This is a genomic window from Staphylococcus sp. HMSC063A07 (assembly GCF_001836955.1).
In the GTDB taxonomy this organism is placed as follows: domain Bacteria; phylum Bacillota; class Bacilli; order Staphylococcales; family Staphylococcaceae; genus Staphylococcus; species Staphylococcus lugdunensis.
This window is the reverse complement of record NZ_KV830932.1, coordinates 1-25487: the sequence shown is the minus strand read 5'-3', so window position 1 is coordinate 25487 and position 25487 is coordinate 1. Positions and strand designations below refer to the sequence as shown.

Annotated in this window: 20 protein-coding genes and 1 pseudogene; 20 read left to right on the top strand and 1 reads right to left on the bottom strand. The window is 33.4% G+C overall.

Translation table 11 applies throughout. The annotated features are described in order from the left end of the window. Positions 1 to 2: 2 nt before the first annotated feature. Complete coding sequence (locus tag HMPREF2597_RS10090; protein WP_002478293.1) at positions 3 to 2594, bottom strand: YfhO family protein; 2592 nt, start codon at positions 2592 to 2594, stop codon at positions 3 to 5. Between the two features lie 256 nt (positions 2595 to 2850). Between HMPREF2597_RS10090 and ylqF the strand changes: the two genes are divergently transcribed. The 20 genes and pseudogenes from ylqF to fbl form a co-directional block, all read left to right on the top strand. Then, positions 2851 to 3735: a ribosome biogenesis GTPase YlqF gene (gene ylqF / locus HMPREF2597_RS10085; protein WP_002478292.1), complete on the top strand. Its 885-nt coding sequence runs from the start codon at positions 2851 to 2853 to the stop codon at positions 3733 to 3735. Further along, entirely contained in the window at positions 3719 to 4486 is a 768-nt protein-coding gene (locus tag HMPREF2597_RS10080; RefSeq protein WP_002478291.1) for a ribonuclease HII, read from the top strand. The genes ylqF and HMPREF2597_RS10080 overlap by 17 nt, the downstream gene beginning before the upstream one ends. Positions 4487 to 4596: 110 nt before the next feature. Continuing rightward, positions 4597 to 5763, top strand: a complete 1167-nt coding sequence (gene sucC, locus HMPREF2597_RS10075; RefSeq protein ID WP_070817293.1) for an ADP-forming succinate--CoA ligase subunit beta — start codon at positions 4597 to 4599, stop codon at positions 5761 to 5763. A gap of 21 nt (positions 5764 to 5784) precedes the next feature. Then, positions 5785 to 6693 carry a succinate--CoA ligase subunit alpha gene (gene sucD / locus HMPREF2597_RS10070; protein ID WP_002478289.1) on the top strand — a complete coding sequence of 303 codons (909 nt, stop codon included), beginning with the start codon at positions 5785 to 5787 and terminating at the stop codon, positions 6691 to 6693. A gap of 196 nt (positions 6694 to 6889) precedes the next feature. Beyond that, complete coding sequence (locus HMPREF2597_RS10065; RefSeq protein ID WP_002478288.1) at positions 6890 to 8038, top strand: CHAP and LysM peptidoglycan-binding domain-containing protein; 1149 nt, start codon at positions 6890 to 6892, stop codon at positions 8036 to 8038. Positions 8039 to 8051: 13 nt separating this feature from the next. After that, positions 8052 to 9287, top strand: coding sequence for an aminoacyltransferase (locus tag HMPREF2597_RS10060; RefSeq protein ID WP_002478287.1), 1236 nt, complete (start codon positions 8052 to 8054; stop codon positions 9285 to 9287). A gap of 601 nt (positions 9288 to 9888) precedes the next feature. Further along, entirely contained in the window at positions 9889 to 10761 is an 873-nt protein-coding gene (gene dprA / locus HMPREF2597_RS10050; RefSeq protein ID WP_012990865.1) for a DNA-processing protein DprA, read from the top strand. A gap of 165 nt (positions 10762 to 10926) precedes the next feature. Further along, a complete protein-coding gene (gene topA, locus HMPREF2597_RS10045) occupies positions 10927 to 13002 on the top strand; it encodes a type I DNA topoisomerase (RefSeq protein WP_176746553.1) in 2076 nt (691 codons plus the stop codon). Positions 13003 to 13053: 51 nt separating this feature from the next. Beyond that, on the top strand, positions 13054 to 14361 hold the full coding sequence (gene trmFO / locus HMPREF2597_RS10040; protein WP_070817292.1) for an FADH(2)-oxidizing methylenetetrahydrofolate--tRNA-(uracil(54)-C(5))-methyltransferase TrmFO: 1308 nt from the start codon (positions 13054 to 13056) through the stop codon (positions 14359 to 14361). 131 nt (positions 14362 to 14492) lie between these two features. Then, on the top strand, positions 14493 to 15386 hold the full coding sequence (xerC, locus tag HMPREF2597_RS10035) for a tyrosine recombinase XerC (RefSeq protein WP_002459293.1): 894 nt from the start codon (positions 14493 to 14495) through the stop codon (positions 15384 to 15386). Next, positions 15387 to 15929 carry an ATP-dependent protease subunit HslV gene (gene hslV / locus HMPREF2597_RS10030; protein WP_002478283.1) on the top strand — a complete coding sequence of 181 codons (543 nt, stop codon included), beginning with the start codon at positions 15387 to 15389 and terminating at the stop codon, positions 15927 to 15929. A 46-nt stretch (positions 15930 to 15975) separates the two neighbouring features. Further along, positions 15976 to 17379 (top strand): ATP-dependent protease ATPase subunit HslU, encoded by a 1404-nt coding sequence (hslU, locus tag HMPREF2597_RS10025; protein WP_002478282.1) that lies wholly within the window; start codon positions 15976 to 15978, stop codon positions 17377 to 17379. A gap of 21 nt (positions 17380 to 17400) precedes the next feature. Continuing rightward, complete coding sequence (gene codY / locus HMPREF2597_RS10020; RefSeq protein WP_002459290.1) at positions 17401 to 18174, top strand: GTP-sensing pleiotropic transcriptional regulator CodY; 774 nt, start codon at positions 17401 to 17403, stop codon at positions 18172 to 18174. A gap of 218 nt (positions 18175 to 18392) precedes the next feature. Then, positions 18393 to 19181, top strand: coding sequence for a 30S ribosomal protein S2 (rpsB, locus tag HMPREF2597_RS10015; protein ID WP_002459289.1), 789 nt, complete (start codon positions 18393 to 18395; stop codon positions 19179 to 19181). A gap of 183 nt (positions 19182 to 19364) precedes the next feature. After that, positions 19365 to 20243 (top strand): translation elongation factor Ts, encoded by an 879-nt coding sequence (gene tsf / locus HMPREF2597_RS10010; protein ID WP_002459288.1) that lies wholly within the window; start codon positions 19365 to 19367, stop codon positions 20241 to 20243. Between the two features lie 136 nt (positions 20244 to 20379). Continuing rightward, the gene (gene pyrH, locus HMPREF2597_RS10005; RefSeq protein WP_002459287.1) at positions 20380 to 21102 is read left to right on the top strand and encodes a UMP kinase; all 723 of its coding nucleotides are present in this window, start codon (positions 20380 to 20382) and stop codon (positions 21100 to 21102) included. Positions 21103 to 21186: 84 nt separating this feature from the next. Continuing rightward, the gene (frr, locus tag HMPREF2597_RS10000; protein WP_002459286.1) at positions 21187 to 21741 is read left to right on the top strand and encodes a ribosome recycling factor; all 555 of its coding nucleotides are present in this window, start codon (positions 21187 to 21189) and stop codon (positions 21739 to 21741) included. A 261-nt stretch (positions 21742 to 22002) separates the two neighbouring features. Beyond that, a complete protein-coding gene (locus HMPREF2597_RS09995; protein ID WP_002478281.1) occupies positions 22003 to 22764 on the top strand; it encodes an isoprenyl transferase in 762 nt (253 codons plus the stop codon). Positions 22765 to 22777: 13 nt separating this feature from the next. Next, complete coding sequence (locus HMPREF2597_RS09990; protein WP_012990864.1) at positions 22778 to 23560, top strand: phosphatidate cytidylyltransferase; 783 nt, start codon at positions 22778 to 22780, stop codon at positions 23558 to 23560. Positions 23561 to 23774: 214 nt separating this feature from the next. Next, positions 23775 to 25487: pseudogene (gene fbl / locus HMPREF2597_RS09985) on the top strand (MSCRAMM family fibrinogen-binding adhesin Fbl); the annotation flags it as partial.

Here is a 25487-nt window from a genome sequence, read left to right as displayed (position 1 = left end):
CGTTATTCCTCATCTTTCCTTTTTTTAGTGAAAATACGTGTGATCATTATGCTACAAAGGATACTTATTGATGATAACAGCAGCATGACTATCCAATGTGGTGGTAAATATTTAATGATAATTGAAGTTGTACTTTTCTTAACAGGAATACCTGTCATCATGGTGTTTACTCTGATTGGATTGATACGTTTACCATCTACATACGCCATCATACCTTTACGATAAGGTATATTAACAACCGCCATTCCTTGTAAATGTGGAGCTAAAGTAATACGAACGCCATCGTGAATATCTTGATAACGATGGTCAAAATTAGCTTGACGATGCGTCTGAACTAACTTATGATAATTTTCACCATGTAACGAAATTAACTTCATATCAAATGTACCAGAAGGTGTGAGCTGAATGCTAATATTACCATTCTCATCAGGTTGCGTGCGATACAATTGTGTATTGACGCCTGTGCGATACGTAGATTGATTATACAACCTGTGATTAACATAACCATTGATAGCTACACTATAATTACTATCGGGTTGACCACGTTTAATATACATAGTGAGATAAAAATCAGTGTAGTGTTGACGTATTGATTTGGGTACATGTAATTTAATCATGCCACCTTGTTGGCTGTTTACTTTTATATGTTTATTAGATAAGCATTGAATATGTTGGGATGATTGTGAAACTTTATTTAATAAATTTTTACTGTGCTTACGATAATTGTTTCCACCATTATGTACAATGACACCATCTAACATGGCATGTTCTCTATCAATCGAAGTTTTTATTGACTGGTCATTATAAAGATGGTTGGTCACTTTCACTGCAGGTAAATTCAATTTATTTTCATATATGGCATATTGTCCACTTGATTTTATCTTTTGAAAATAGGCAGGTAAATTATTTTGATAGTCTTTTAACATCATATAACGAACAGAGAATAAACTTGCAATATTTTGACGTCCATTAGTAGATTGATAACGACTTAATGATTCTTCAGCTAAATTAATTTTCAAGTTATCATAATATAAATCTAAAATATTATGATGAAAAATACTTGAATACAGACTTAAGCCTTTAAACTTCTGATACATAGGTGTATTATCTTGCTCATTGACACGCCAATCAATACGCTCCCATGGCTCTTTTGTATGTGTCATATATGATAAAAGCTGCTGTTGTAACTCAGAATTGTATAGGCTAGAATGGATATACATATTATTCGCACGCTGTTCGTGATCTTTAAAATAAATTTGATTTTTAATAAAAACAGCAGAAACAAGAATACTTAATGAAATAATGGAAAATACATAAATCTGCTTTATTATTAAACGTGATGTAGCATCTTTTATGATTAAAGTGAATAGTCCAATCAAAGAAACTATGGGCACTAAAACTAACCAAGGGACATATTGATGATAAACAATGACGCTAATAAAAACAGCTGATTGTGCTACAATATTTGTCCATATATACGTTTTTAAACGAATTGTACTAAAATATTTTATAAACAGTCCGATAACCATCGCAGAATTAAACGCTAGTAAAAAATGCCAACGTTTTTGCGGTGCCGAAAAACCATTAAATATTTGATCTACGATAGGCATAAAATTAAAAAGGATAGTAATACACGTTAAAAATGCAAAAAGTCTAAAATAATAGTGCTTATATAGCTTAAATGTTAGCAATGCTTGTATCGTGATAAATAACAAGATGATTAAGTAATTGTCAATAAAGATATTATTATTAATATTTAAAGATTCGAATACAGGAACATGATCTTTATACGGAATACGGCGATTGTTAATATAACTTTGAGCACTATAATAAAACATAAATAAGGCATTAGCTAAACCTAGAAACGCGCACAATACAGATAGCCATAAAGCTGTTATGCGTTTCATCCTATCATCTTTATGTGGAAAGGTGATGCGAATAAGCAAATAACCTGCACCAATGAGTAAAAAGTAATAGGCGAAATAAAAGTTATTTATCATGATGATGGTAATGGCTAAAATTAACAGACCTATCTTTTTTTGTTGTAGCATGTGTTCGATTGCATAAAGTAATAAAGGTAATCCGATAAATACATCACTAAAGAATGGCCAATAGACAGTAAAACGATAATACAATGGTGACATAACAAAGAGAAAAGCAATTAAACTACTGTTCACTCGATGTTTAACAATTCGCATACTAAATAAATATGTAACAAGCATCGCAATTGTAGCTTTGACAATTGATATAACAATTGCATTTATGGTCCAAAAAGTAACATTTCCGGTAGGTAACGATACTATTAAGTTAGTAATATATATTATGATGGCATTTATAATGAACAATAAATTAGTTGAAAAATAGTAACTTAAATCGCTAAAAAAGTCTCCTCCTAGACCAAAGTCAGTAGCATAGAAAAATTGACCTTGACTCCATTTGTCATATAGATACATTTGCATTGGAATCATTTGTTCTATGCCATCATTTGGACCAGTAAACAAAATACCATCGTGAATGAAGCGGTAAAGAATATATGTATGTCCAATAATAGCAAGTGTTAAAAATAGCATAATCATGAGTAACTTTTTTGTCATAACTTAGCCTCGATTAAGTCAATTTGTTATTGTCTTTTTGTGACTCTGTTTAAATTGTAGGGGATGCTGGTTACGATGAAAAGTATTTGTACTTAGCAATATGCATTTAAACATAACATTAAATTTTTACTATTACAGTTAAATTCTATAAAATAAAAGTGATAGTTGACATAAATTCTTTCTCAATGTTGGGAAGCACTGTGAATATACAGTTTAATCAAACAGTTAACAATACATAGGAAGTAAGGTGACAATGATGGCAATACAATGGTATCCAGGACACATGGCAAAAGCAAAAAGGGAAGTGACGGAACAACTAAAAAAAGTAGACGTGGTGTTTGAATTAGTAGATGCAAGAATACCATATAGCTCAAGAAATCCAATGATAGATGATGTCATCAAACAAAAGCCACGTGTGGTTATTTTAAACAAAAAAGATATGACTAACTTAAAAGAAATGTCAAAGTGGGAACACTATTTTGTTGAACAAGGATTCTATCCAGTTGCTGTAGATGCAAAACATGGTAAAAATTTAAAAGGCGTTGAAGCAGCAGCGATCGAAGCAACCAAAGATAAATTTGCGAAAGAACAAGCTAAAGGTCTTAAACCAAGAGCAATAAGGGCAATGATTGTAGGCATACCCAATGTAGGGAAATCGACATTAATTAATAAACTCGCGCGCAAAAATATTGCGCAAACAGGTAATAAACCAGGTGTTACAAAGCAACAACAATGGATTAAAGTTGGAAAAGTATTGCAATTACTTGATACACCAGGTATTTTATGGCCAAAATTTGAAGATGAACTTGTAGGTAAAAAGCTCAGCTTAACAGGTGCAATCAAAGATAGTATTGTACATTTAGATGATGTAGCTATCTTCGTACTTAATTTTCTTATCCAACATGATATCGAAACACTGCGCCAACATTATCATATTTCTGTAGAAGAAGACGCAGCAATTTTGGAATGGTTTGATGCAATTGGACGGCGTCGAGGATTATTACAAAAAGGGAACGAGGTCGATTATGAAGCGGTAATTGAATTGCTCATTAATGATTTACGTAATGCCAAAATGGGTACCTACTGTTTTGATTTATATTCAGAAATGAAAAGGGATATTGCACATGAAAATAACGATTAAAGAAGCTAAAGCTCAGTTAAATAAGGTAACAACATTAGAAGCACTTTCAAATCATGCTTTACACCTTGATGAACGTAAAGGTGTAAAGCAAGCAATTCGTGTTAGACAGCGCCAACTTGAAAAAGAGTTAAAGTTAGAGCAGGATTATCAAAGAATGATGAAGTATGAACAAGAAATATTGCAGCAACAACCAGACGCTATAATATGTGGTATCGATGAAGTAGGTCGAGGTCCATTAGCTGGGCCAGTAGTTGCATGTGCGGTTATTTTAAATGCAAATCATCATTATTTAGGATTAAATGATTCAAAGAAAGTTTCGGCGGTTAATAGAGCACAGCTGAATCAAGATTTAATGGCTAATGTTAGGGGTTATGCCTATGGAATTGCTTCAGCAGCTGAAATTGATCAATTAAACATCTATAGAGCAACGCAAGTAGCGATGCAACGTGCTATTAATCAACTACAAGTTCGTCCAACACATTTATTAATTGATGCAATGTCAATAGATAGTACGATTTCACAAACAGCTATCATCAAAGGAGATGCCAAAAGTGTATCCATTGCTGCAGCGAGTATTATGGCAAAAGAATATCGTGATCATTTAATGCGTGACTACGCACAAGTATATCCATATTATGGATTTGATAAAAATGTAGGATATGGTACAAAAGCACATTTAGCAGGTTTAAAACAATATGGTGTCACACCTATACACCGAAGAACCTTTGAACCAGTTAAATCTATGTTATAATTATTAGAATTTTAAATAAATTGCAAAAAGTAAATGACTTACAGTTTACAATAGCGCTTTCATTTTTTATAATTGAGTAGAACTTAACCTAAGAAACAGGAGGATGGAAGATGAATATCCACGAGTATCAAGGTAAAGAAATATTTCGTTCTATGGGCGTAGCTGTTCCAGAAGGACGTGTCGCATTTACTGCTAAAGAAGCGGTGGAAAAAGCGAAAGAATTAAATTCAGATGTATATGTGGTTAAAGCACAGATCCACGCTGGGGGTAGAGGTAAAGCAGGTGGTGTTAAAATTGCTAAATCACTTTCTGAAGTTGAAACATACGCAAATGAATTATTAGGTAAACAATTGGTAACGCATCAAACTGGTCCAGAAGGTAAAGAAGTGAAACGCTTATATATAGAACAAGGTTGCGATATTCAAAAAGAGTATTATGTCGGTTTTGTTATTGACCGTGCAACCGATCGTATCACTTTAATGGCTTCTGAAGAGGGCGGTACTGAAATTGAAGAAGTAGCTGCAACAACACCAGAAAAAATCTTTAAAGAAACGATTGACCCAGTGGTAGGTTTATCGCCTTACCAAGCGCGTCGAATTGCATTTAATATTAATATTCCTAAAGAATCTATCAACAAAGCTGCAAAATTTTTAATTTCTTTATATAACGTATTTGTAGAAAAAGATTGTTCTATTGTGGAAATTAACCCGTTGGTAATAACTGGAGACGGTGAAGTATTAGCTTTAGATGCTAAAATTAACTTTGATGATAATGCATTATTCAGACATAAAGATATTCAAGAATTGCGTGATTTAGAAGAAGAAGATCCAAAAGAAATCGAAGCATCTAAATATGACTTATCATACATCGCATTAGATGGAGATATCGGTTGTATGGTTAACGGTGCTGGTTTAGCAATGGCAACAATGGATACAATTAATCATTTTGGTGGAAATCCAGCTAACTTCCTAGACGTAGGTGGCGGTGCTACGAAAGAAAAAGTTACTGAAGCTTTTAAAATTATCTTAGGTGATGACAATGTTAAAGGTATCTTTGTAAACATTTTCGGAGGAATTATGAAATGTGACGTTATTGCAGAAGGTATTGTAGCAGCAGTGAAAGAAGTAGAATTAACTTTACCATTAGTTGTGCGCTTAGAAGGTACGAATGTTGAACGCGGTAAAGAGATTTTAAATGATTCAGGTTTAGCAATCGAGCCAGCAGCTACTATGGCTGAAGGTGCTCAAAAAATTGTTAAGCTTGTTAAAGAAGCGTAAGGAAAGGATGGGAACACTAAGATGAGTGTATTTATAGATAAGAATACTAAAGTAATGGTGCAAGGTATTACAGGGTCTACTGCCCTTTTCCATACAAAACAAATGCTTGATTATGGTACACAAATTGTCGCAGGGGTAACACCAGGTAAAGGTGGACAAGTTGTTGAAGGCGTACCAGTATATAACACTGTAGCTGAAGCTAAACAAGAGACAGGTGCTAACGTATCTGTAGTATACGTACCAGCTCCATTTGCAGCAGACTCTATTTTAGAAGCAGCAGATGCCGATTTAGATATGGTAATCTGTATCACGGAACATATTCCTGTAGTGGATATGGTCAAAGTGAAACGATATTTAGAAGGCAGAAAAACACGTTTAGTAGGACCAAACTGTCCAGGCGTTATTACTGCTGATGAATGTAAAATTGGTATTATGCCAGGCTATATTCATAAAAAAGGTCATGTTGGTGTCGTATCACGGTCTGGGACATTAACTTACGAAGCAGTTCATCAATTAACTGAAGAAGGTATTGGTCAAACAACTGCTGTAGGCATTGGTGGTGACCCAGTTAATGGAACAAACTTTATCGATGTACTTAAGGCATTTAATGATGATGAAGAAACTAAAGCGGTTGTTATGATTGGTGAAATCGGTGGTACTGCGGAAGAAGAAGCAGCAGAATGGATTAAAGCAAATATGACTAAACCAGTTGTTGGTTTTGTTGGTGGTCAAACGGCCCCTCCAGGAAAACGTATGGGACATGCTGGTGCAATTATTTCAGGAGGAAAAGGAACTGCAGCTGAAAAAATTAAAACATTAAATAGCTGTGGCGTGAAAACAGCTGATACACCATCTGAAATTGGTACAACATTAATTGCAGCTGCTAAAGAAGCAGGCATTTATGAACAATTATTAACAATAGATAAATAACTGTCTAATAAAGATAATATTTGATTAGCAGATAGATGACTAATAAGCCATCTATCTGTTTTTTTGTTGGGCATTTAATCTTAAAGAGTAATACTTAGATTTTATTTTTGTCACATATACAAACTACAAAGTTGATTATATATCTTAAAGTGATATTATAATATTGTAAACAATATTAACAAGAAGGTAGATCATCATGGAAAGACAACAACTATATTGTAAAAAAGTTATCAATCCCAAAGTATTGATAACTAGCTTAATTTTTTTTGCTAGTTTTCTAATGATAGGAGAATTAAATCATGCATGGGCAGCAGAAGAAACTGTAAATAGTCAAAAGAATATTAATGTAAATAATACAATTAATTTAGTTGAAAAAAATTCACTAAAATCTGTAGACGATAAAGCAAGCTATAAAGAAACTATTAACAATAAAATTTCTGTTTTTAATAATGAAAATAAAAAAGGAAATTTAATAGGTAATAAAACTAAAAAAAGAAATATTATAGTGAATTATAGCGACTCGAAACATAATCAAAAGACGACAAAGAATAATAAATTTAAATTATCCAATGATTATTTAAATAGAAAAGATAGAAATAATACTAATATCAAAATAACTAAATCTAAAGATTCAAAAGAAAAACCGCAAAAACAATTGTTGAATAAAACATTTAGTAATAGTGGCTTAGTCGGTTTTAGATCTGCTGAAAACTATAATGAAAGAACTCAAAATTATGTTGTGAAAAAAGGAGATTATTTAGGAGCTATCGCAAAAAAATTTAATACAACTGTTTCCAAAATACAAAAATTAAATAATATTAAAAATCCTAATTTTATATTAATAGGGCAAGTTTTGAAAGTTCCTTTCATTTCAAGCAATAATTCTAGTACTAATACCAATAGAAGAAATAATAGCTCTAGTACACTTAATTATTTGAATAGTTTAGCTTATAAAGGCTGGGACTTTGATGGTGCATATGGTAACCAATGTTTTGATTTAGTTAATGTTTATTGGAATCACTTATATGGTCATGGCTTACGTGGATATGGAGCAAAAGATATACCTTTTGCAAATAACTTTAGAGGAGAAGCTACGGTATATAGAAATACACCTACTTTTAAAGCAGAACTAGGAGATGTTACTGTTTTTAGTGGTCGATATGGTGGAGGCTTTGGTCATACTGCGATAGTTTTAAATGGCAATTATGATGGAAAACTAATGAAATTTCAAAGTTTAGATCAAAACTGGTATGGTGGTGATTCTAGAAGAGCTGATATCGCACATAAGGTAGTTCATAACTATGATTATGATATGTATTTCATCAGACCATACAAAAAAGCATAAAAGGTAGGGAACAATGAATTTTACAACTTTGACTTGTGAGGAGTTTAATACCTATGTATCAAAACACTTCTCACATTATACTCAATCAATACAACTATATGAATATCGTAAGCAGCAGCATAAAGGGGTTCATCTCGTTGGTGTGAAAAATATTTATGGGGAAGTTATAGCAGCATGTCTATTAACAGAAGCACGGGTACTCAAAATATTTAAATATTTTTATAGTCATCGTGGACCTGTGATGGATTATAATGACTTATCACTTGTTAAATTTTTCTTTAAGCATCTTACGCGCTACCTAAAGAAACAGCGTGGTTTATTTGTTCTTATTGACCCTTATATTTTAGAAAATATTCGTAATGCAGAGGGGGAAATTATTCATACGTATAACAATGAAAAGTTGATTGATACGATGCATCGTTTAGGATATGAACATCAAGGTTTTAGCGTTGGATACTCCGATATGAGCCAAATTAGATGGCATTCAGTACTTAATTTACAACAAAAATCTGAAGATCAATTGTTAAAAGAAATGTCGTATCAAACAAGACGTAATATTAACAAAACCTTTGAAATGGGTGTTGAAGTCATTACCTTACCTATAGAAGAGACGGATAGATTTTATCGATTGTTTAAAATGGCTGAAGAAAAACATGGCTTCAATTTCAGAGAAGAGTCATACTTTGAAGAAATGCAAAAGATTTATCATGACAATGGATGTATTAAATTAGCGTATATCAATTTAGCTGAGTATTTGACGCGGCTTGAAAAACAACGACAAAAATTAATAGTATTATTAAACGATGTAAAAGAAACTTTAGAAATTAATCCAAATTCTAAGAAAAGTAAAACAAAATATCAACAGTTAACACAACAATTAGCGAGTATCGATAAAAATATTGCTAAAACTCAAGATTTACAACAGGAAGATGGTAATATTCTTGATTTAGCAGCTGCATTATATGTCTATAACAATCATGAGATGTATTATTTATCAAGTGGTTCAAATCCTAAATATAACCAATATATGGGGGCATATCGTTTACAATGGGATATGATTTGTTTTGCCAAGTCTCATCATATTCATCGTTATAATTTTTATGGTATAACAGGTGATTTTAGTTCACAGGCGGAGGATTATGGTGTGCAACAATTTAAAAAAGGCTTTAATGCGTTTGTAGAGGAATATATTGGTGATTTCATTAAGCCTTTGCGACCATGGTTGTATAAATTCTATTTAAGAAAATAGGATAATTTATAAAATGGACTAGAATTAAAATAAGCTTATTATAAGCGCATTTTCAATCCGGTCAACTACTGCCAATATGGAGTTAAGAGCCTAAAGCACAATCATTATGTTTTAGGTTCTTCTTTATTTACAATACTTTGAATTATCGACTTGTATAGAAGATAGCCGAACCCCAACTTGCTTTGTTTGTCGAATTTCATTTCGAAATTCTCTCTGTTGGGGCCCCTTTAAATAAGGCCTTTTTGTCTCATTTATAAACTAAATGAATGAGGTGTTTTATGAATAAGAGTCAATATAGGCTGCCAATAGAAACTTCAATTTTAATACTTTCAAATGATGTTTCATATCATATTAACTATATTGTGGAGATAATATTGAAGAAAAGGTTTTGGCATCACAATTTTAATCTGTTACTTTTATTTTTAGACTGTTTATTTTATGTAGATGCATCACAATCAGTCATTTATATAGAAGAAACTGATATAGAAATAAGCATTTTTACTCGTTTCAATTAGATTAAATTAAAGCTAGAATTGTTAAACAATTGAGATATAGATTGTTGCATTGGCAAGTTATAATGAGTAAAAAAGGAAGTGGCCTAGTGGACGATATTGTTTTATTAAAATTACGTTATAGTGGCATACAAGCGCCTCAATTTCAACGGCTTATACATGCGTACCCTAACTTTTTATCATTTTCAGAGTATGATTTACTTAATTTATTATCGAAGACAGAAATTAAAAAATGGTTCGGAGACATAGCTGCACAATACAAACGGATTTCTGAAGATTATATTTTAACATCATTATACGATGCCTCTGTCAAATTTATCACTATCAATAGCCAATGTTATTCTACCTTATTAAAAGAAATTTATGATTTTCCACCAATCCTATTTTATCGTGGTGATATTTCACTCCTTAATTCAAACACTACATTAGCCGTTGTCGGTTCTCGTAAAGCCACAAGTTATTCCTACAAAGCTTTAGACTTTTTATTTAGCCAATTTAATCGTCGCTTCACGATTGTTTCAGGTTTAGCTAAAGGAGCCGATAGCATGGCACACGAATTAGCTATACAACACCATCATGCGACAATTGCAGTACTTGGATTTGGACATCTCGCACATTATCCTAAAGAAACATATATTTTACGTCAAAAAATTGAAGCACATCACTTATCAATCAGTGAATATTTACCTTTCGAACCAGTAACGAAATATCATTTTCCACAACGAAATCGCTTAATAAGCGGTATTTCTAAAGGTGTACTGATTACCGAAGCTGAAAAACGTAGTGGTAGTCAGATTACAATCGCACATGCACTTGACCAAAATAGAAATGTTTATGTTCTTCCAGGAGATCTATTTAATCCACTTACACAAGGTAATTTATATCGTGCACGAGAAGGAGCGTGTATTGTTACAGGAGCTGAAGATATTTTAATGGATTATGATATTAATAAAGTTTTTTGAAATTATTAAATAATGTGTGCTCAGATAGAAAAAATATAGTATCTTAATTTATGCAATTTTTTTAACAATATCGTTATAAAATGAAAAATAGAACATTAAAAGATTGACAAAAACAAAATTAAGCGTTTATCATTTATCTTTAGTAATTAGTTCAGCGAGGGGGAAATCACTTTGGCAGATAATTTAGTCATTGTTGAATCGCCTGCAAAAGCAAAAACCATTGAAAAATATCTAGGTAAAAAATATAAAGTTATCGCTTCAATGGGACACGTACGTGACTTACCACGTAGCCAAATGGGCGTGGATGTTGATGATAACTTTGAACCGAAATATATAACGATACGCGGTAAAGGGCCGGTAGTAAAGGAATTAAAGAAACATGCGAAAAAAGCTAAAAAGGTTTTTCTTGCTAGTGACCCCGACCGTGAAGGTGAAGCGATTGCTTGGCATTTATCAAACATATTAGAACTTGAAGATTCAAAAGAAAATAGAGTCGTATTTAATGAAATTACAAAAGATGCGGTGAAAGAAAGCTTTAAACATCCACGAGATATTGAAATGGATTTAGTTGATGCGCAACAAGCACGACGTATTTTAGATCGACTTGTAGGATATAACATTTCACCTGTATTGTGGAAAAAGGTAAAAAAAGGATTGTCAGCAGGGCGTGTACAGTCTGTTGCTTTAAGATTAGTCATAGACCGTGAAAATGAAATTCGCAATTTCAAACCAGAAGAATATTGGACAATTGAAGGTGAATTTAGATATCAAAAATCCAAATTCACGGCTAAATTTTTACATTATAAAAATAAACCATTTAAATTACAAAACAAAGATGACGTTAATAAAATAACTGCTAAATTAGATGGTGACCAGTTTGAAATAACAAATGTGAATAAAAAGGAAAAAACTAGAAATCCAGCACAACCTTTTACAACTTCAACATTGCAACAAGAAGCAGCGCGTAAATTAAATTTCAAAGCGCGTAAAACAATGATGATTGCACAACAATTATATGAAGGTATAGATTTAAAACGGCAAGGTACTGTTGGTTTAATCACATATATGCGTACAGATTCTACTAGAATATCAGACGCTGCTAAAAATGAAGCTAAATCATATATTACAGAGAATTATGGCAGCAATTATGTATCTAAGCGTCAAGCCAAAGGTAAACAGGGGGACCAAGATGCCCATGAAGCAATTCGTCCTACAAGTGCAATGCGTACGCCTAATGAAATGAAATCATATTTATCAAGAGATCAACATCGTTTGTACAAATTAATTTGGGAACGTTTTGTTGCAAGCCAAATGGCCCCAGCGATACTTGATACCGTTGCCTTAGATGTAACGCAAAATGACATTAAATTTAGAGCGAACGGTCAAACGATTAAATTTAAAGGCTTTATGACATTATACGTAGAAGCAAAAGACGATAAAGAAAATGATAAAGAAAATAAATTGCCAAATCTTAAAGAAGGAGATAAAGTTACTGCAACTCAAATAGAGCCAGCACAACACTTTACTCAACCACCTCCACGTTATACCGAAGCTAGATTAGTCAAAACGTTAGAAGAATTAAAAATTGGTCGACCTTCAACATATGCGCCAACAATAGATACAATCCAAAAACGTAACTATGTCAAATTAGATAGTAAGCGTTTTGTGCCTACAGAATTAGGTGAAATTGTCTATGAACAAGTGAAAGAATACTTCCCTGAAATCATTGATGTTGAATTTACAGTTAATATGGAAACATTATTAGACAAAATTGCGGAAGGCGATATGAAGTGGCGCAAGGTTATTGATGACTTTTATAATAGTTTTAAACTAGATGTCGCTAGAGCAGAAAAAGAAATGGAAAAAATAGAAATTAAAGATGAACCTGCTGGCGAGGATTGTGAAGTATGTGGGTCTCCAATGGTCATTAAAATGGGGCGTTATGGCAAATTTATGGCATGTTCTAATTTTCCAGATTGCCGTAACACTAAAGCGATTGTTAAAACAATTGGTGTTACATGTCCAACTTGTAAAAAAGGCGATGTTGTTGAAAGAAAATCTAAGAAAAATCGCATATTTTATGGTTGTTCTAATTATCCAGAATGTGATTTTATTTCATGGGATAAACCAATTGGAAGAGACTGTCCAAAATGTGAGCATTATTTAGTAGAGAAGAAAAAAGGACGCAGTAGTCAAGTAGTTTGTTCTAATTGTGATTATCAAGAAGAAGCTCAAAAATAGTATTATCAATAAAGCCTTAAAATAAAGTATGGCTAAAATAGGAGGATTGAAATGACACAAACAGTCAATGTGATTGGTGCTGGACTTGCAGGTTCTGAAGCTGCGTATCAATTAGCCCAACGCGGGATTAATGTCAATTTAATAGAGATGAGACCAGTGAAACAAACACCAGCGCATCATACAGATAAATTTGCTGAACTCGTGTGTTCCAATTCTTTACGTGGAAATGCATTAACAAATGCGGTAGGCGTGTTAAAAGAAGAAATGAGAAGGCTTGATTCGTTAATAATTAAAGCAGCGGATCAGGCTAAAGTCCCTGCTGGGGGTGCATTAGCAGTAGATAGACATGATTTTGCTGGTTATGTTACCGACGCATTACGCAGTCATCCCAATGTAACTGTATTAAATGAAGAAATAACACAAATTCCTGACGGGCATTCAATTATTGCCACCGGACCATTGACAACTTCAAGTTTAGCGCAAGAAATCGTTAATATAACTGGTAAAGATCAACTTTATTTTTATGATGCTGCTGCACCTATCATTGAAAAAGATTCAATTGATATGGACAAAGTATACTTAAAATCACGTTATGACAAAGGTGAAGCTGCTTATTTAAATTGTCCGATGACTGAAGAAGAATTCAACCGTTTTTATGATGCGGTATTAGCAGCAGAAGTTGCGCCAGTTAATGAAGTTGAGAAAGAAAAATATTTTGAAGGATGTATGCCATTTGAAGTTATGGCAGAACGTGGGCGTAAAACATTACTATTTGGTCCAATGAAGCCGGTTGGGTTAGAAGATCCTAAGACTGGGAAACGCCCATTTGCAGTTGTGCAACTCAGACAAGATGATGCCGCAGGAACGCTCTACAATATTGTAGGGTTCCAAACGCATTTGAAATGGGGCGCACAAAAAGAGGTTATTCAATTAATTCCAGGATTAGAAAATGTTGAAATTGTAAGATATGGTGTAATGCATAGAAATACTTTTATTAATTCGCCGGATGTACTCAATGAAAAATATGAACTTATTGGGAATGAACACATACAATTTGCTGGTCAAATGACTGGTGTTGAAGGATATGTTGAAAGTGCGGCGAGTGGTCTTGTTGCTGGCGTCAATTTAGCACATAAATTACTTGCAAAAGGTGAAGTGATTTTCCCTAGAGAAACGATGATTGGTAGCATGGCTTATTATATTTCGCATGCGAAAAATGACAAAAACTTCCAACCAATGAATGCTAATTTTGGCTTATTGCCGGTGCTTGAAAAGCGTATAAAAGATAAAAAAGAGCGGTATGAAACACTTGCAAACCGTGCATTAGAATATCTTGAAAAGTATAAAAAAACATTATAATTTATACAAAAACAAGTCTTAAATTGTAAACTAATTTTGACAAATTCTCAAAAAATTTTGAATAAAATATCAAATTATTTTAGCCCCCTTCATGTAATATGCTACAATGCATATGATGGAGGGGATTTTTGTTGAACGAGATTCAGAAAGCGTTTTTATATATGTTAAAAGTAGAAAGAAATTTCTCCGACCATACGATTAAGTCCTATCATGATGATTTGATGCAATTCAATGAATTTTTAGCACAAGAGATGTTGACTTTATCAACGTTTGAATATAAAGATGCTAGAAATTACTTGAGCTACTTGTATAATAAAAATTTGAAAAGAACAACAGTTTCACGCAAAATTTCGACGTTGCGTTCGTTCTATGAATATTGGATGACACAGGACGAAACTGTTATTAATCCATTTGTGCAGTTAGTACACCCTAAAAAAGAGCAGTACTTACCACAATTTTTTTATGAGGCAGAAATGGATGCACTTTTTGAAACGGTATTACACGATGCTAAAAAGGGATTACGTGATCGAGTAATATTAGAATTGCTTTATTCTACTGGAATGCGTGTTTCAGAACTTGTCCATATTAAGAAAATGGACATTGATTTAACATTGCCAGGAGTTAAAGTGCTAGGAAAAGGGAGCAAAGAGCGTTTTCTTCCTTTTGGAGAGTTTTGTAAGCAAAGCATAGAACAATACTTATTAGAATTTGGTCCTGTAAAACAGAATGACCATCCATTTTTATTAGTAAATATGAATGGACAACCGATAACTGAACGTGGTGTGCGCTATGTGTTAAATGATATTGTAAAACGTACGGCGGGTGTTACAGACATACACCCTCATAAACTACGCCATACCTTTGCAACGCATTTGCTTAATCAAGGCGCAGATTTACGGACAGTTCAGTCTTTATTAGGACATGTTAATTTATCGACGACAGGACGATATACACATGTTTCAAAAGATCAATTACGAAAAGTGTATTTAAATGCTCATCCTAGAGCAAAAAAGGAGCGTAATTAAATGAGTACATCAATACATGCAACAACAATATATGCTGTAAGACATAATGGTGAAGCAGCAATGGCTGGGGATGGCCAAGTGACGCTAGGGCAACAAGTCATCATGAAACAAACAGCACGAAAAGTTAGACGGTTATATGATGATAAAGTTTTAGCAGGATTTGCTGGAAGTGTCGCGGATGCCTTTACCTTATTTGAAAAATTCGAAACTAAATTACAACAATTTAGCGGTAATTTAGAACGTGCAGCTGTTGAGCTTGCCCAAGAATGGCGTGGTGATAAACAACTACGCCAATTAGAGGCAATGTTGATTGTTGTGGATAAAAGTGGCATTTTAGTGGTGAGTGGTACAGGAGAAGTTATTGCACCTGATGATGACATTATTGCGATTGGTTCAGGTGGCAATTACGCATTAAGTGCTGGTCGCGCATTAAAACGCCATGCAGCACATTTGTCTGCTAAAGAAATGGCTTATGAAAGTCTTAAAGTAGCATCTGACATTTGCGTCTTTACTAATGATAATATCATTGTTGAAACACTATAAAAATAATACTACACATGATTTGAGTTAAATTGATGGAGGTAACAAAATGGATACAAATGGGATTAAACTTACACCCAAAGATATTGTTTCTCAACTTAATGAATACATCGTCGGTCAAGATGATGCTAAAAGAAAAGTAGCCATTGCTTTAAGAAATCGCTACAGACGAAGTTTATTAGATGAAGAAACAAAACAAGAAATCGCGCCTAAAAATATTTTAATGATTGGGCCAACTGGTGTGGGTAAAACGGAAATTGCTCGGCGCATGGCTAAAATTGTTGGTGCCCCGTTTATCAAAGTAGAAGCAACAAAATTTACTGAAGTTGGCTACGTGGGACGCGATGTTGAAAGCATGGTCAGAGATTTAGTAGACGTAGCAGTTAGATTAGTTAAAAATCAAAAGAAAGCCATGGTTAAAGATGAAGCTGTGGCCAAAGCAAATGATAAATTAGTTAAATTGCTAGTTCCAAGTATGAAGAAGAAAGCAGCACAAGGCAATAATCCTTTAGAAAATCTTTTTGGTGGTGCCATTCCAAATTTTGGAAATAACCAAGAAGATGAGGAAGAACCACCAACAGAAGAAATTAAAACTAAACGCTCTGAAATAAGACAGCAATTGCTAGCAGGAAAACTCGAAGACGAAAAGGTGCGCATTAAAGTAGAGCAAGATCCTGGGGCCTTAGGAATGCTTGGTACAAATCAAAATCAACAAATGCAGGACATGATGAATCAGTTGATGCCTAAGAAAAAGGTTGAACGAGAAGTGCCAGTAAAAACAGCAAGAAATATTCTAGCCGATGATTTTGCCGATGAACTTATCGACCAAGAAACAGCCAATCAAGAAGCAATAGAACTTGCAGAACAGATGGGGATTATCTTCATTGATGAAATTGATAAAGTAGCTACAAATAATCAAAGTAGTGGCCAAGATGTTTCTCGTCAAGGCGTCCAAAGAGATATTTTACCAATACTTGAAGGTAGCATGATTCAAACTAAATATGGTACTGTTAATACTGAACATATGCTCTTTATTGGTGCTGGCGCGTTTCATGTCTCTAAACCTAGCGATTTGATTCCAGAATTACAAGGACGCTTTCCAATTAGAGTAGAACTCGAAAGTTTAACGGTTAATGATTTCTATCGTATATTAACTGAACCTAAACTTTCATTAGTTAAACAATATGAAGCATTATTGAAAACTGAGGAAGTAACTGTTAACTTTACAGATGGAGCAATTACGAAATTGGCAGAAATTGCGTATCAAGTTAATCAAGATACGGATAATATTGGTGCACGTCGCTTACACACAATTTTAGAAAAAATGCTTGAAGATTTATCATTTGAAGCACCAAATATGCCTAATGCAGTCGTCGATATTACACCGCAATACGTGGATGAAAAATTGAAGTCTATTTCAACAAACAAAGATTTAAGTGCATTTATTTTATAATATATATAAAGGAGAAAAATTATGAGCTTATTATCGAAAACGAGAGAGTTAAACACATTATTACAAAAACATAAAGGTATTGCAGTTGATTTTAAAGATGTTGCACAAACGATTAGTAACGTGACTGTAACCAATGTATTTATAGTATCACGAAGAGGTAAGATATTAGGTTCAAGTTTAAATGAGTTATTAAAAAGCGAACGCATTAATCAAATGTTAGAAAGCAAACATATCCCAGAAGAATATACAGAGCAACTTATGGAAGTAAAACAAACACAATCTAATATAGATATAGACAACGTGTTGACTGTTTTCCCACCAGAAGATAGAGAAACATTTATTAATAGCAGAACAACTGTTTTCCCAATATTAGGTGGGGGAGAACGTTTTGGGACGCTTGTTTTAGGTCGAGTTAAAGATGACTTTAATGAAAACGATTTGGTTCTAGGAGAATATGCTGCAACAGTCATTGGTATGGAAATTTTACGTGAGAAACACAATGAAGTAGAAAAAGAAGCGCGTGATAAAGCAGCAATTAATATGGCTATCAATTCTTTATCTTATTCTGAAAAAGAAGCTATTGAACATATTTTTGAAGAATTAGGCGGAAATGAAGGATTATTAATCGCATCTAAAGTAGCAGATAGAGTAGGCATCACACGTTCAGTTATTGTCAATGCATTACGTAAACTTGAAAGTGCTGGTGTCATAGAATCTCGATCCTTAGGAATGAAGGGTACATTTATTAAAGTTAAAAAAGAAAAATTTCTTGATGAATTAGAGCGAAATAAATAAAGTAACGTATTAGTAAGGAAGTCATACACAATATGATAAATTTAAAATGTCAAAATATGTACTCAAGTATTGCTTTGACGTACTATTTATGATATATTAATTTTCGGCTATAAAGCCAATACACACATAATAAATGAATATATAAAGGGTGCAATCCGAGGATTGTCTTTATATTAGTTTGTTATGGAGGTAAATAACCAAACAGGAGGAAATGAAACATGGCAGTTATTTCAATGAAACAATTGTTAGAAGCTGGTGTTCACTTCGGTCACCAAACACGCCGTTGGAACCCAAAAATGAAAAAGTATATCTTCACTGAAAGAAATGGTATTTATATCATTGACTTACAAAAAACAGTGAAGAAAGTTGAAGAAGCTTATAACTTCATTAAACAAGTATCTGAAGATGGCGGTAAAGTCTTATTTGTAGGTACTAAAAAACAAGCACAAGAATCAGTGAAAGCAGAAGCTGAACGTGCTGGACAATTCTACGTTAACCAAAGATGGTTAGGTGGAATCTTAACAAACTATAAAACAATCTCTAAACGTATTAAACGTATCTCTGAAATCGAAAAGATGGAAGAAGATGGTTTATTCGACGTTTTACCTAAAAAAGAAGTTGTTGAACTTAAAAAAGAATATGACCGTTTAATCAAATTCTTAGGCGGTATCCGTGATATGAAATCAATGCCTCAAGCATTATTCGTTGTTGACCCTCGTAAAGAGCGCAATGCGATTGCTGAAGCACGTAAATTAAATATTCCAATCGTTGGTATTGTTGACACTAACTGTGATCCTGATGAAATTGATTACGTTATCCCAGCAAACGATGATGCGATTCGTGCCGTTAAATTATTAACTGGTAAAATGGCTGATGCTGTCTTAGAAGGTCAACAAGGTGTATCTAATGAAGAAGTAGCTGCAGAGCAAAACATCGATTTAGATGAAAAAGAAGAAGCTAAAGATGCAGAAACAACTGAAGAAAACACTTCTGTTGAATCAAACTAAGAAATAGTTTAAATGGGTGATAAGATGTGATGCTTATCACCTTTTTTTCAAATCAAATTGATTGAGTCGGCAGTAAAGTGAAAAAATATTTAAATGACAATAGAGTATTGGAAATATCACTACTAATAATGGTAATATTTAAGTATATTGATTATTACAATGAAAATATTGGAGGAATAATGAATGGCAATTTCAGCAAAACTTGTTAAACAATTACGCGAAAGAACTGGCGCTGGTATGATGGATTGTAAAAAAGCGCTTACTGAAACTGATGGTGACATCGATAAAGCAATTGATTACTTACGTGAAAAAGGCATTGCTAAAGCAGCTAAAAAAGCAGACCGTATCGCTGCAGAAGGTTTAGTACATGTTGAAGTTAAAGGCAATGAAGCAGCTATCGTTGAAATTAACTCTGAAACAGACTTCGTAGCACGTAACGAAGGTTTCCAAGAATTAGTAAAAGAAATTGCTAATCAAATTCTTGATACTAAACCTGAGTCAGTAGATGCATTAATGGAAACTAAATTACCAAACGGTCAATCTGTTGATGAAAAAATGAAAGAAGCAATCTCAACAATTGGTGAAAAACTAAGCATCCGTCGTTTCGCAGTAAAATCAAAATCAGATAACGATGCATTTGGTGCGTACTTGCACATGGGTGGACGCATTGGTGTATTATCAGTAGTTGAAGGTTCTACAGATGAAGAAGCAGCTAAAGATGTGGCAATGCACATTGCTGCTATTAACCCTAAATATGTTTCTTCTGAACAAGTTAGTGAAGATGAAATCAATCATGAAAGAGAAGTATTAAAACAACAAGCATTAAATGAAGGTAAACCAGCAAATATCGTTGAAAAAATGGTCGAAGGTCGTTTACGTAAATATCTTCAAGAAATTTGTGCAGTTGATCAAAACTTCGTTAAAGATCCAGATCAAACAGTTGAAGCTTTCTTAAAATCAAAAGGTGGAAAACTTGTTGACTTCGTACGTTATGAAGTAGGCGAAGGCATGGAAAAACGTGAAGAAAACTTTGCTGACGAAGTTAAAGGACAAATGAAATAACCCGTCATAAAGTTTACAAGGAAGAAGGCACCTTTGAGGTTTTCTAAATATAAATGATTATATTTATTTTAGAAGACGCGACCGTGTCTTCTTTACTTGTATCTGTTACATATTTTTTAATGGAGAGGACAAAAAAATGACTCAAACTTCTAAATATAAACGTGTCGTATTAAAATTAAGTGGTGAAGCACTAGCTGGTGAAAAAGGTTTTGGCATTAATCCAATTATCATTAAAAGTGTTGCTGAGCAAGTAGCTGAAGTTGCCAAAATGGATTGTGAAATTGCAGTCATTGTTGGTGGTGGAAATATTTGGAGAGGTAAGACAGGTAGCGACTTAGGTATGGATCGCGGTACAGCAGATTACATGGGTATGTTAGCAACTGTGATGAATGCACTTGCCTTGCAAGATAGTTTAGAACAACTTGATTGTGATACTCGAGTATTAACATCCATTGAGATGAAACAAGTAGCTGAACCCTATATTAGACGTCGAGCAATTAGACACCTTGAGAAGAAGCGGGTAGTCATCTTTGCTGCTGGCATCGGCAATCCATACTTCTCAACTGATACAACCGCAGCTTTACGTGCTGCTGAAGTTGAAGCAGATGTTATTTTAATGGGCAAAAATAACGTGGATGGCGTATATTCTGCTGATCCAAAAGTTGACCCTAATGCAGTTAAATATGAACATTTAACACATATTCAAATGTTACAAGAAGGATTACAAGTTATGGATTCTACTGCTTCGTCATTCTGTATGGACAACAATATTCCATTAAATGTATTCTCCATTATGGAAGAAGGCAATATTAAGCGCGCAGTAATGGGCGAGAAAATTGGTACGTTAATAACAAAATAATCATATTGAAATTTTAATAAATGGCATATAGTATATATAGTGAAGTATATAATATTATAGTCGAAAACTTTGAGGTGTAAAAAAATGGCTGACATAATTAAAGATACAAAAGCAAGAATGAACAAATCAATTGAAAATTTATCTCGTGAACTTGCGAATATTAATGCAGGTAGAGCAAACTCTAATCTTTTAAACGGTGTGACAGTTGATTATTATGGTGCACCTACGCCTGTACAACAATTAGCCAGCATTAATGTTCCTGAAGCACGTTTATTGGTGATTTCCCCATATGATAAAACATCGGTAAAAGACATTGAAAGAGCAATTATCGCTGCGAATTTGGGTGTAAACCCTACAAGTGATGGAGAAGTGATTCGTATCACAGTTCCTGCATTAACTGAAGAACGTCGTAAAGAATTAGTTAAAGATGTTAAAAAAGTTGGAGAAGATGCAAAAGTATCAATCCGTAACATTCGTCGTGATATTAATGATCAATTGAAAAAAGATGAAAAAAATGGCGACATCACTGAAGATGATTTAAGAAGTCAAAGTGATGATGTACAAAAAGCAACTGATGATTCAATCAAAGAAATTGATCAATTAGTTGGAGACAAAGAAAAAGATATTATGTCTGTTTAAAACTAATTTCAACAGATTTATTACAAAAATTAGATATAAACACGAATAGTCTGAGTCTTAACTGTATCAAGCTGTATGTGTTATTTCACTTGAGGTTTAACAAGAAATGTACCTTTTTTAGAGAAATATTGCATCAGACTTTGGTACAGTTTTTCTATTTGCTTATTCAATGCCATGAATGAGTATGATAAAATGATAGATGATTTCTTATATAATGATATTTATAATACTACAGAGATGATCAGGCTCGGAGGAAAGACCATGTTCAAGAAGCTAATAAATAGAAATAAGATTGAGATAACAGATGATATTGATTTAGACATGCGTAATATACCTGAACATGTAGCAATTATCATGGACGGGAATGGTCGATGGGCTAAAAAGAGAAAGATGCCGCGTATAAAAGGCCACTATGAAGGTATGCAAACAATCAAAAAAATAACAAGAGAAGCCAATAACCTTGGTATTAAGTATTTAACACTTTACGCTTTTTCAACAGAAAATTGGTCTAGACCTGAAAGTGAAGTTAACTATATTATGAGTTTACCTGTTAATTTTTTAAAAACATTCTTGCCAGAGTTGATTGAAAAGAATGTTAAAGTAGAAACGATTGGATTTATGGAAGGATTACCAGAGTCTACGATAAAGGCTATTAATGAAGCCAAAATTAAAACAGAACATAATACAGGATTAAGATTAATTTTTGCGATTAACTATGGTGGGAGAGCAGAAATTGTACATAGTGTGAAAGCAATTTATAAAGAACTTCAAGCTCAAGGTTTAGATGAAGAAAGTATTAATGAAAATATGATTTCAAGTCATTTAATGACTAAATCATATCCAGAACCTGAATTATTAATTCGAACTTCTGGAGAACAACGGATCAGTAATTTCTTAATTTGGCAGGTTTCATACAGTGAATTTATTTTTAATGAAAAGTTATGGCCGGATTTTGATGAGCAAGAATTGAAATCGTGCATAAAAATATATCAATCTCGCCAACGACGGTTTGGAGGATTATAGTAAGGAGTCTTTTATGAAAGTTAGAACACTGACGGCAATTATTGCATTACTTATATTTCTGCCCATTTTATTAAAGGGTGGATTTATTCTCATGTTATTTGCATTCTTATTAGCGTTGATTGCGCTGAAAGAATTGCTCAATATGAATATGATAAAGTTTTTATCTATTCCAGGCATTTTTAGTGCTATTGCTTTAATAATTATCATGTTACCGCAAGATGCGGGAGCATGGGTTCAAATGATTCAACTTAGAAGTTTAATTGCAATGAGTTTTATCTTATTAAGCTATACTGTTTTATCAAAGAATCGATTTAGTTTTATGGATGCAGCATTTTGTTTAATGTCAGTTGCCTATGTAGGCATTGGTTTCATGTATTTTTATGAAACGCGTTCAGAAGGTTTACATTTCATACTCTATGCATTCTTAGTTGTTTGGCTTACAGATACAGGTGCATATATTTTTGGGAAATTATTAGGAAAGCATAAATTATGGCCGGTTATCAGTCCAAATAAAACAATTGAAGGTTTTATTGGAGGATTATTTAGCAGTTTAATCGTGCCGTTAGTTATGATATTCTTTGTGGATTTTAACATGAATATTTGGCTCATCTTGCTCATCACCATTATATTAAGTATGTTTGGTCAACTTGGAGATTTAGTTGAGTCTGGTTTTAAAAGACACTTTGGTGCAAAGGATTCAGGAAGAATTTTACCAGGACATGGTGGTATTTTAGATCGTTTCGATAGTTTTATGTTTGTCTTACCTTTATTAAATATTTTGCTTATTCAAATTTAAATTTTGGAAATGGCTCATTTTATGTGATAGTGTAAAATGAGTCATTTTTGTGTATATTCAAAAACTTAATAATTGATTTTATTGAAATTTGCCTGTATAATGCTATCTTATTGCATAAACGTTAATTAAAGTCTTATTCTATAAATAATACAATTATTAGTACACGTTTAAATTAGGGGCATAATCATATCAATCAAAGGAGAGATTAAATGAAACTAACAAAGAAAAGTTTTCAATTCGGAAGCATAAATTTGGCGTATCATCCATACTGGTAGGTAGTATTATTGGTCTGACAATGTTAATGACTAAAGAAGCTGAAGCTGAAGAAGTGGAGCGTAATTTGTCAAAACAACAAATACAGCATAATAATGATGCTACTGGTGACACTCAAGATGATAATAATTATAATAATGAAATATCAAATCAGGAAGCAACAACGCAGAACAAACAAATAACTCAGTCTGACAATGTAAATAGCGAGGCACAAGCAATAAATGAAATAAGCGACAGCCATCGTACAGTAAATAAAGCCACTGAAGCACTAGACAATAACTCTACTTTAAATACATCCACCGATGTATCACCTGCAACGAAACAAGATACAACTACTAGCAATCAAACAACTCAGGAAAACAATGATGCAACAACACAAACCAAAACAAATTATAAGCAAGATGGTAATAACAACGTATTATCCCAAGTAGCAACCAATGACAATCAGTCTTCAAATCAACCACGTAACAGTCACCTAAATACATCCACAGTAACATACAACAATAATCATCAAGTAAGAAGATTAGCAAAAGTTGAAGCAACAAATACAGATAATAACGTTACTCAGACTTCAGACATATCGAATAAACTCTCAAATGTAACAGCGACAATTGAAGCGGCAGATACGATTTACCCACATAAAGCAGAATATGTAAATTTAAATTATCGTTTCCAAGCCCCAGATGATGTTCAAGCAGGAGATAGTATTAAAATTACTATTCCTCAAGCATTAAACTTAAATGGTGTAACAGCTACTGCTAAAGCACCTAATATTATGGCAGGTGACCAAATATTAGCTACTGGGACAATCGATGAAGAAGGAAATTTAATTTATACGTTTACAGATTATGTAACAAATAAAAATAATATTACAGGACAGATATCAATTCCTGGGTATATTGATCCTAAAAATGTAACACATACGGGTAAAGTGAATTTAGAGACATCTATTGGCCAAACAACTGCAAAGAAAACTGTGACAGTTGATTATGAAAAGTATGGAGAGTTTCGTAACTTGTCAATCAAAGGAACTATTGATCAAATTGATAAGGTGAATAACACATATAGACAAACCGTATATGTAAATCCTAGTAGTGATACTGTAGTGGATCCTTATTTAAGAGGCGGTTCAATACCGGGTACCAATAGTAATGTAATTATAGATGAGCAGAATACATCAATAAAAGTTTATAAAGTTAAAGAAAAAGCGCATCTAACAGACAGCTATTATGTTGATCCATCAAATTATGAAGATGTTACAAGTGACGTCAAAATTACTTTCCCTGAAAAAGGAATATATCAAATCAACTTTAATACTGAAGATGATCAAATTAATTCTCCATACGTAGTTGTTATTAATGGTCATGTTGATCCGAATAGTAATGGCAATTTGTATTTACGTTCTACATTATATGGTTACGATTCTAATTTCACTAGAGTTTCTATGGCATGGGATAATGAAGTAGAATATCATGCAGGAAGTGGTAATGGTGACGGTATAGATAAACCTGTAATACCGGATCAACCGGGGGATTCCGATAGTGATGCAGATTCCGATAGCGACGCAGACTCCGACAGTGATGCGGACTCCGATAGTGACGCAGATTCCGACAGCGATGCGGACTCCGACAGCGACGCAGATTCCGATAGTGAT

What these genes read in the sequence shown, in the direction of transcription:
- HMPREF2597_RS09995 (WP_002478281.1), top strand. Translation starts at nt 22,003, where the DNA reads ATGTTCAAGAAGCTAATAAATAGAAATAAGATTGAGATAACAGATGAT.
- pyrH (WP_002459287.1), top strand. Translation starts at nt 20,380, where the DNA reads ATGACTCAAACTTCTAAATATAAACGTGTCGTATTAAAATTAAGTGGT.
- sucC (WP_070817293.1), top strand. Translation starts at nt 4,597, where the DNA reads ATGAATATCCACGAGTATCAAGGTAAAGAAATATTTCGTTCTATGGGC.
- HMPREF2597_RS10080 (WP_002478291.1), top strand. Translation starts at nt 3,719, where the DNA reads ATGAAAATAACGATTAAAGAAGCTAAAGCTCAGTTAAATAAGGTAACA.
- rpsB (WP_002459289.1), top strand. Translation starts at nt 18,393, where the DNA reads ATGGCAGTTATTTCAATGAAACAATTGTTAGAAGCTGGTGTTCACTTC.
- codY (WP_002459290.1), top strand. Translation starts at nt 17,401, where the DNA reads ATGAGCTTATTATCGAAAACGAGAGAGTTAAACACATTATTACAAAAA.
- HMPREF2597_RS10090 (WP_002478293.1), bottom strand. Translation starts at nt 2,594, where the DNA reads ATGACAAAAAAGTTACTCATGATTATGCTATTTTTAACACTTGCTATT.
- hslV (WP_002478283.1), top strand. Translation starts at nt 15,387, where the DNA reads ATGAGTACATCAATACATGCAACAACAATATATGCTGTAAGACATAAT.
- HMPREF2597_RS09990 (WP_012990864.1), top strand. Translation starts at nt 22,778, where the DNA reads ATGAAAGTTAGAACACTGACGGCAATTATTGCATTACTTATATTTCTG.
- sucD (WP_002478289.1), top strand. Translation starts at nt 5,785, where the DNA reads ATGAGTGTATTTATAGATAAGAATACTAAAGTAATGGTGCAAGGTATT.
- tsf (WP_002459288.1), top strand. Translation starts at nt 19,365, where the DNA reads ATGGCAATTTCAGCAAAACTTGTTAAACAATTACGCGAAAGAACTGGC.
- HMPREF2597_RS10060 (WP_002478287.1), top strand. Translation starts at nt 8,052, where the DNA reads ATGAATTTTACAACTTTGACTTGTGAGGAGTTTAATACCTATGTATCA.
- ylqF (WP_002478292.1), top strand. Translation starts at nt 2,851, where the DNA reads ATGGCAATACAATGGTATCCAGGACACATGGCAAAAGCAAAAAGGGAA.
- hslU (WP_002478282.1), top strand. Translation starts at nt 15,976, where the DNA reads ATGGATACAAATGGGATTAAACTTACACCCAAAGATATTGTTTCTCAA.
- frr (WP_002459286.1), top strand. Translation starts at nt 21,187, where the DNA reads ATGGCTGACATAATTAAAGATACAAAAGCAAGAATGAACAAATCAATT.
- trmFO (WP_070817292.1), top strand. Translation starts at nt 13,054, where the DNA reads ATGACACAAACAGTCAATGTGATTGGTGCTGGACTTGCAGGTTCTGAA.
- HMPREF2597_RS10065 (WP_002478288.1), top strand. Translation starts at nt 6,890, where the DNA reads ATGGAAAGACAACAACTATATTGTAAAAAAGTTATCAATCCCAAAGTA.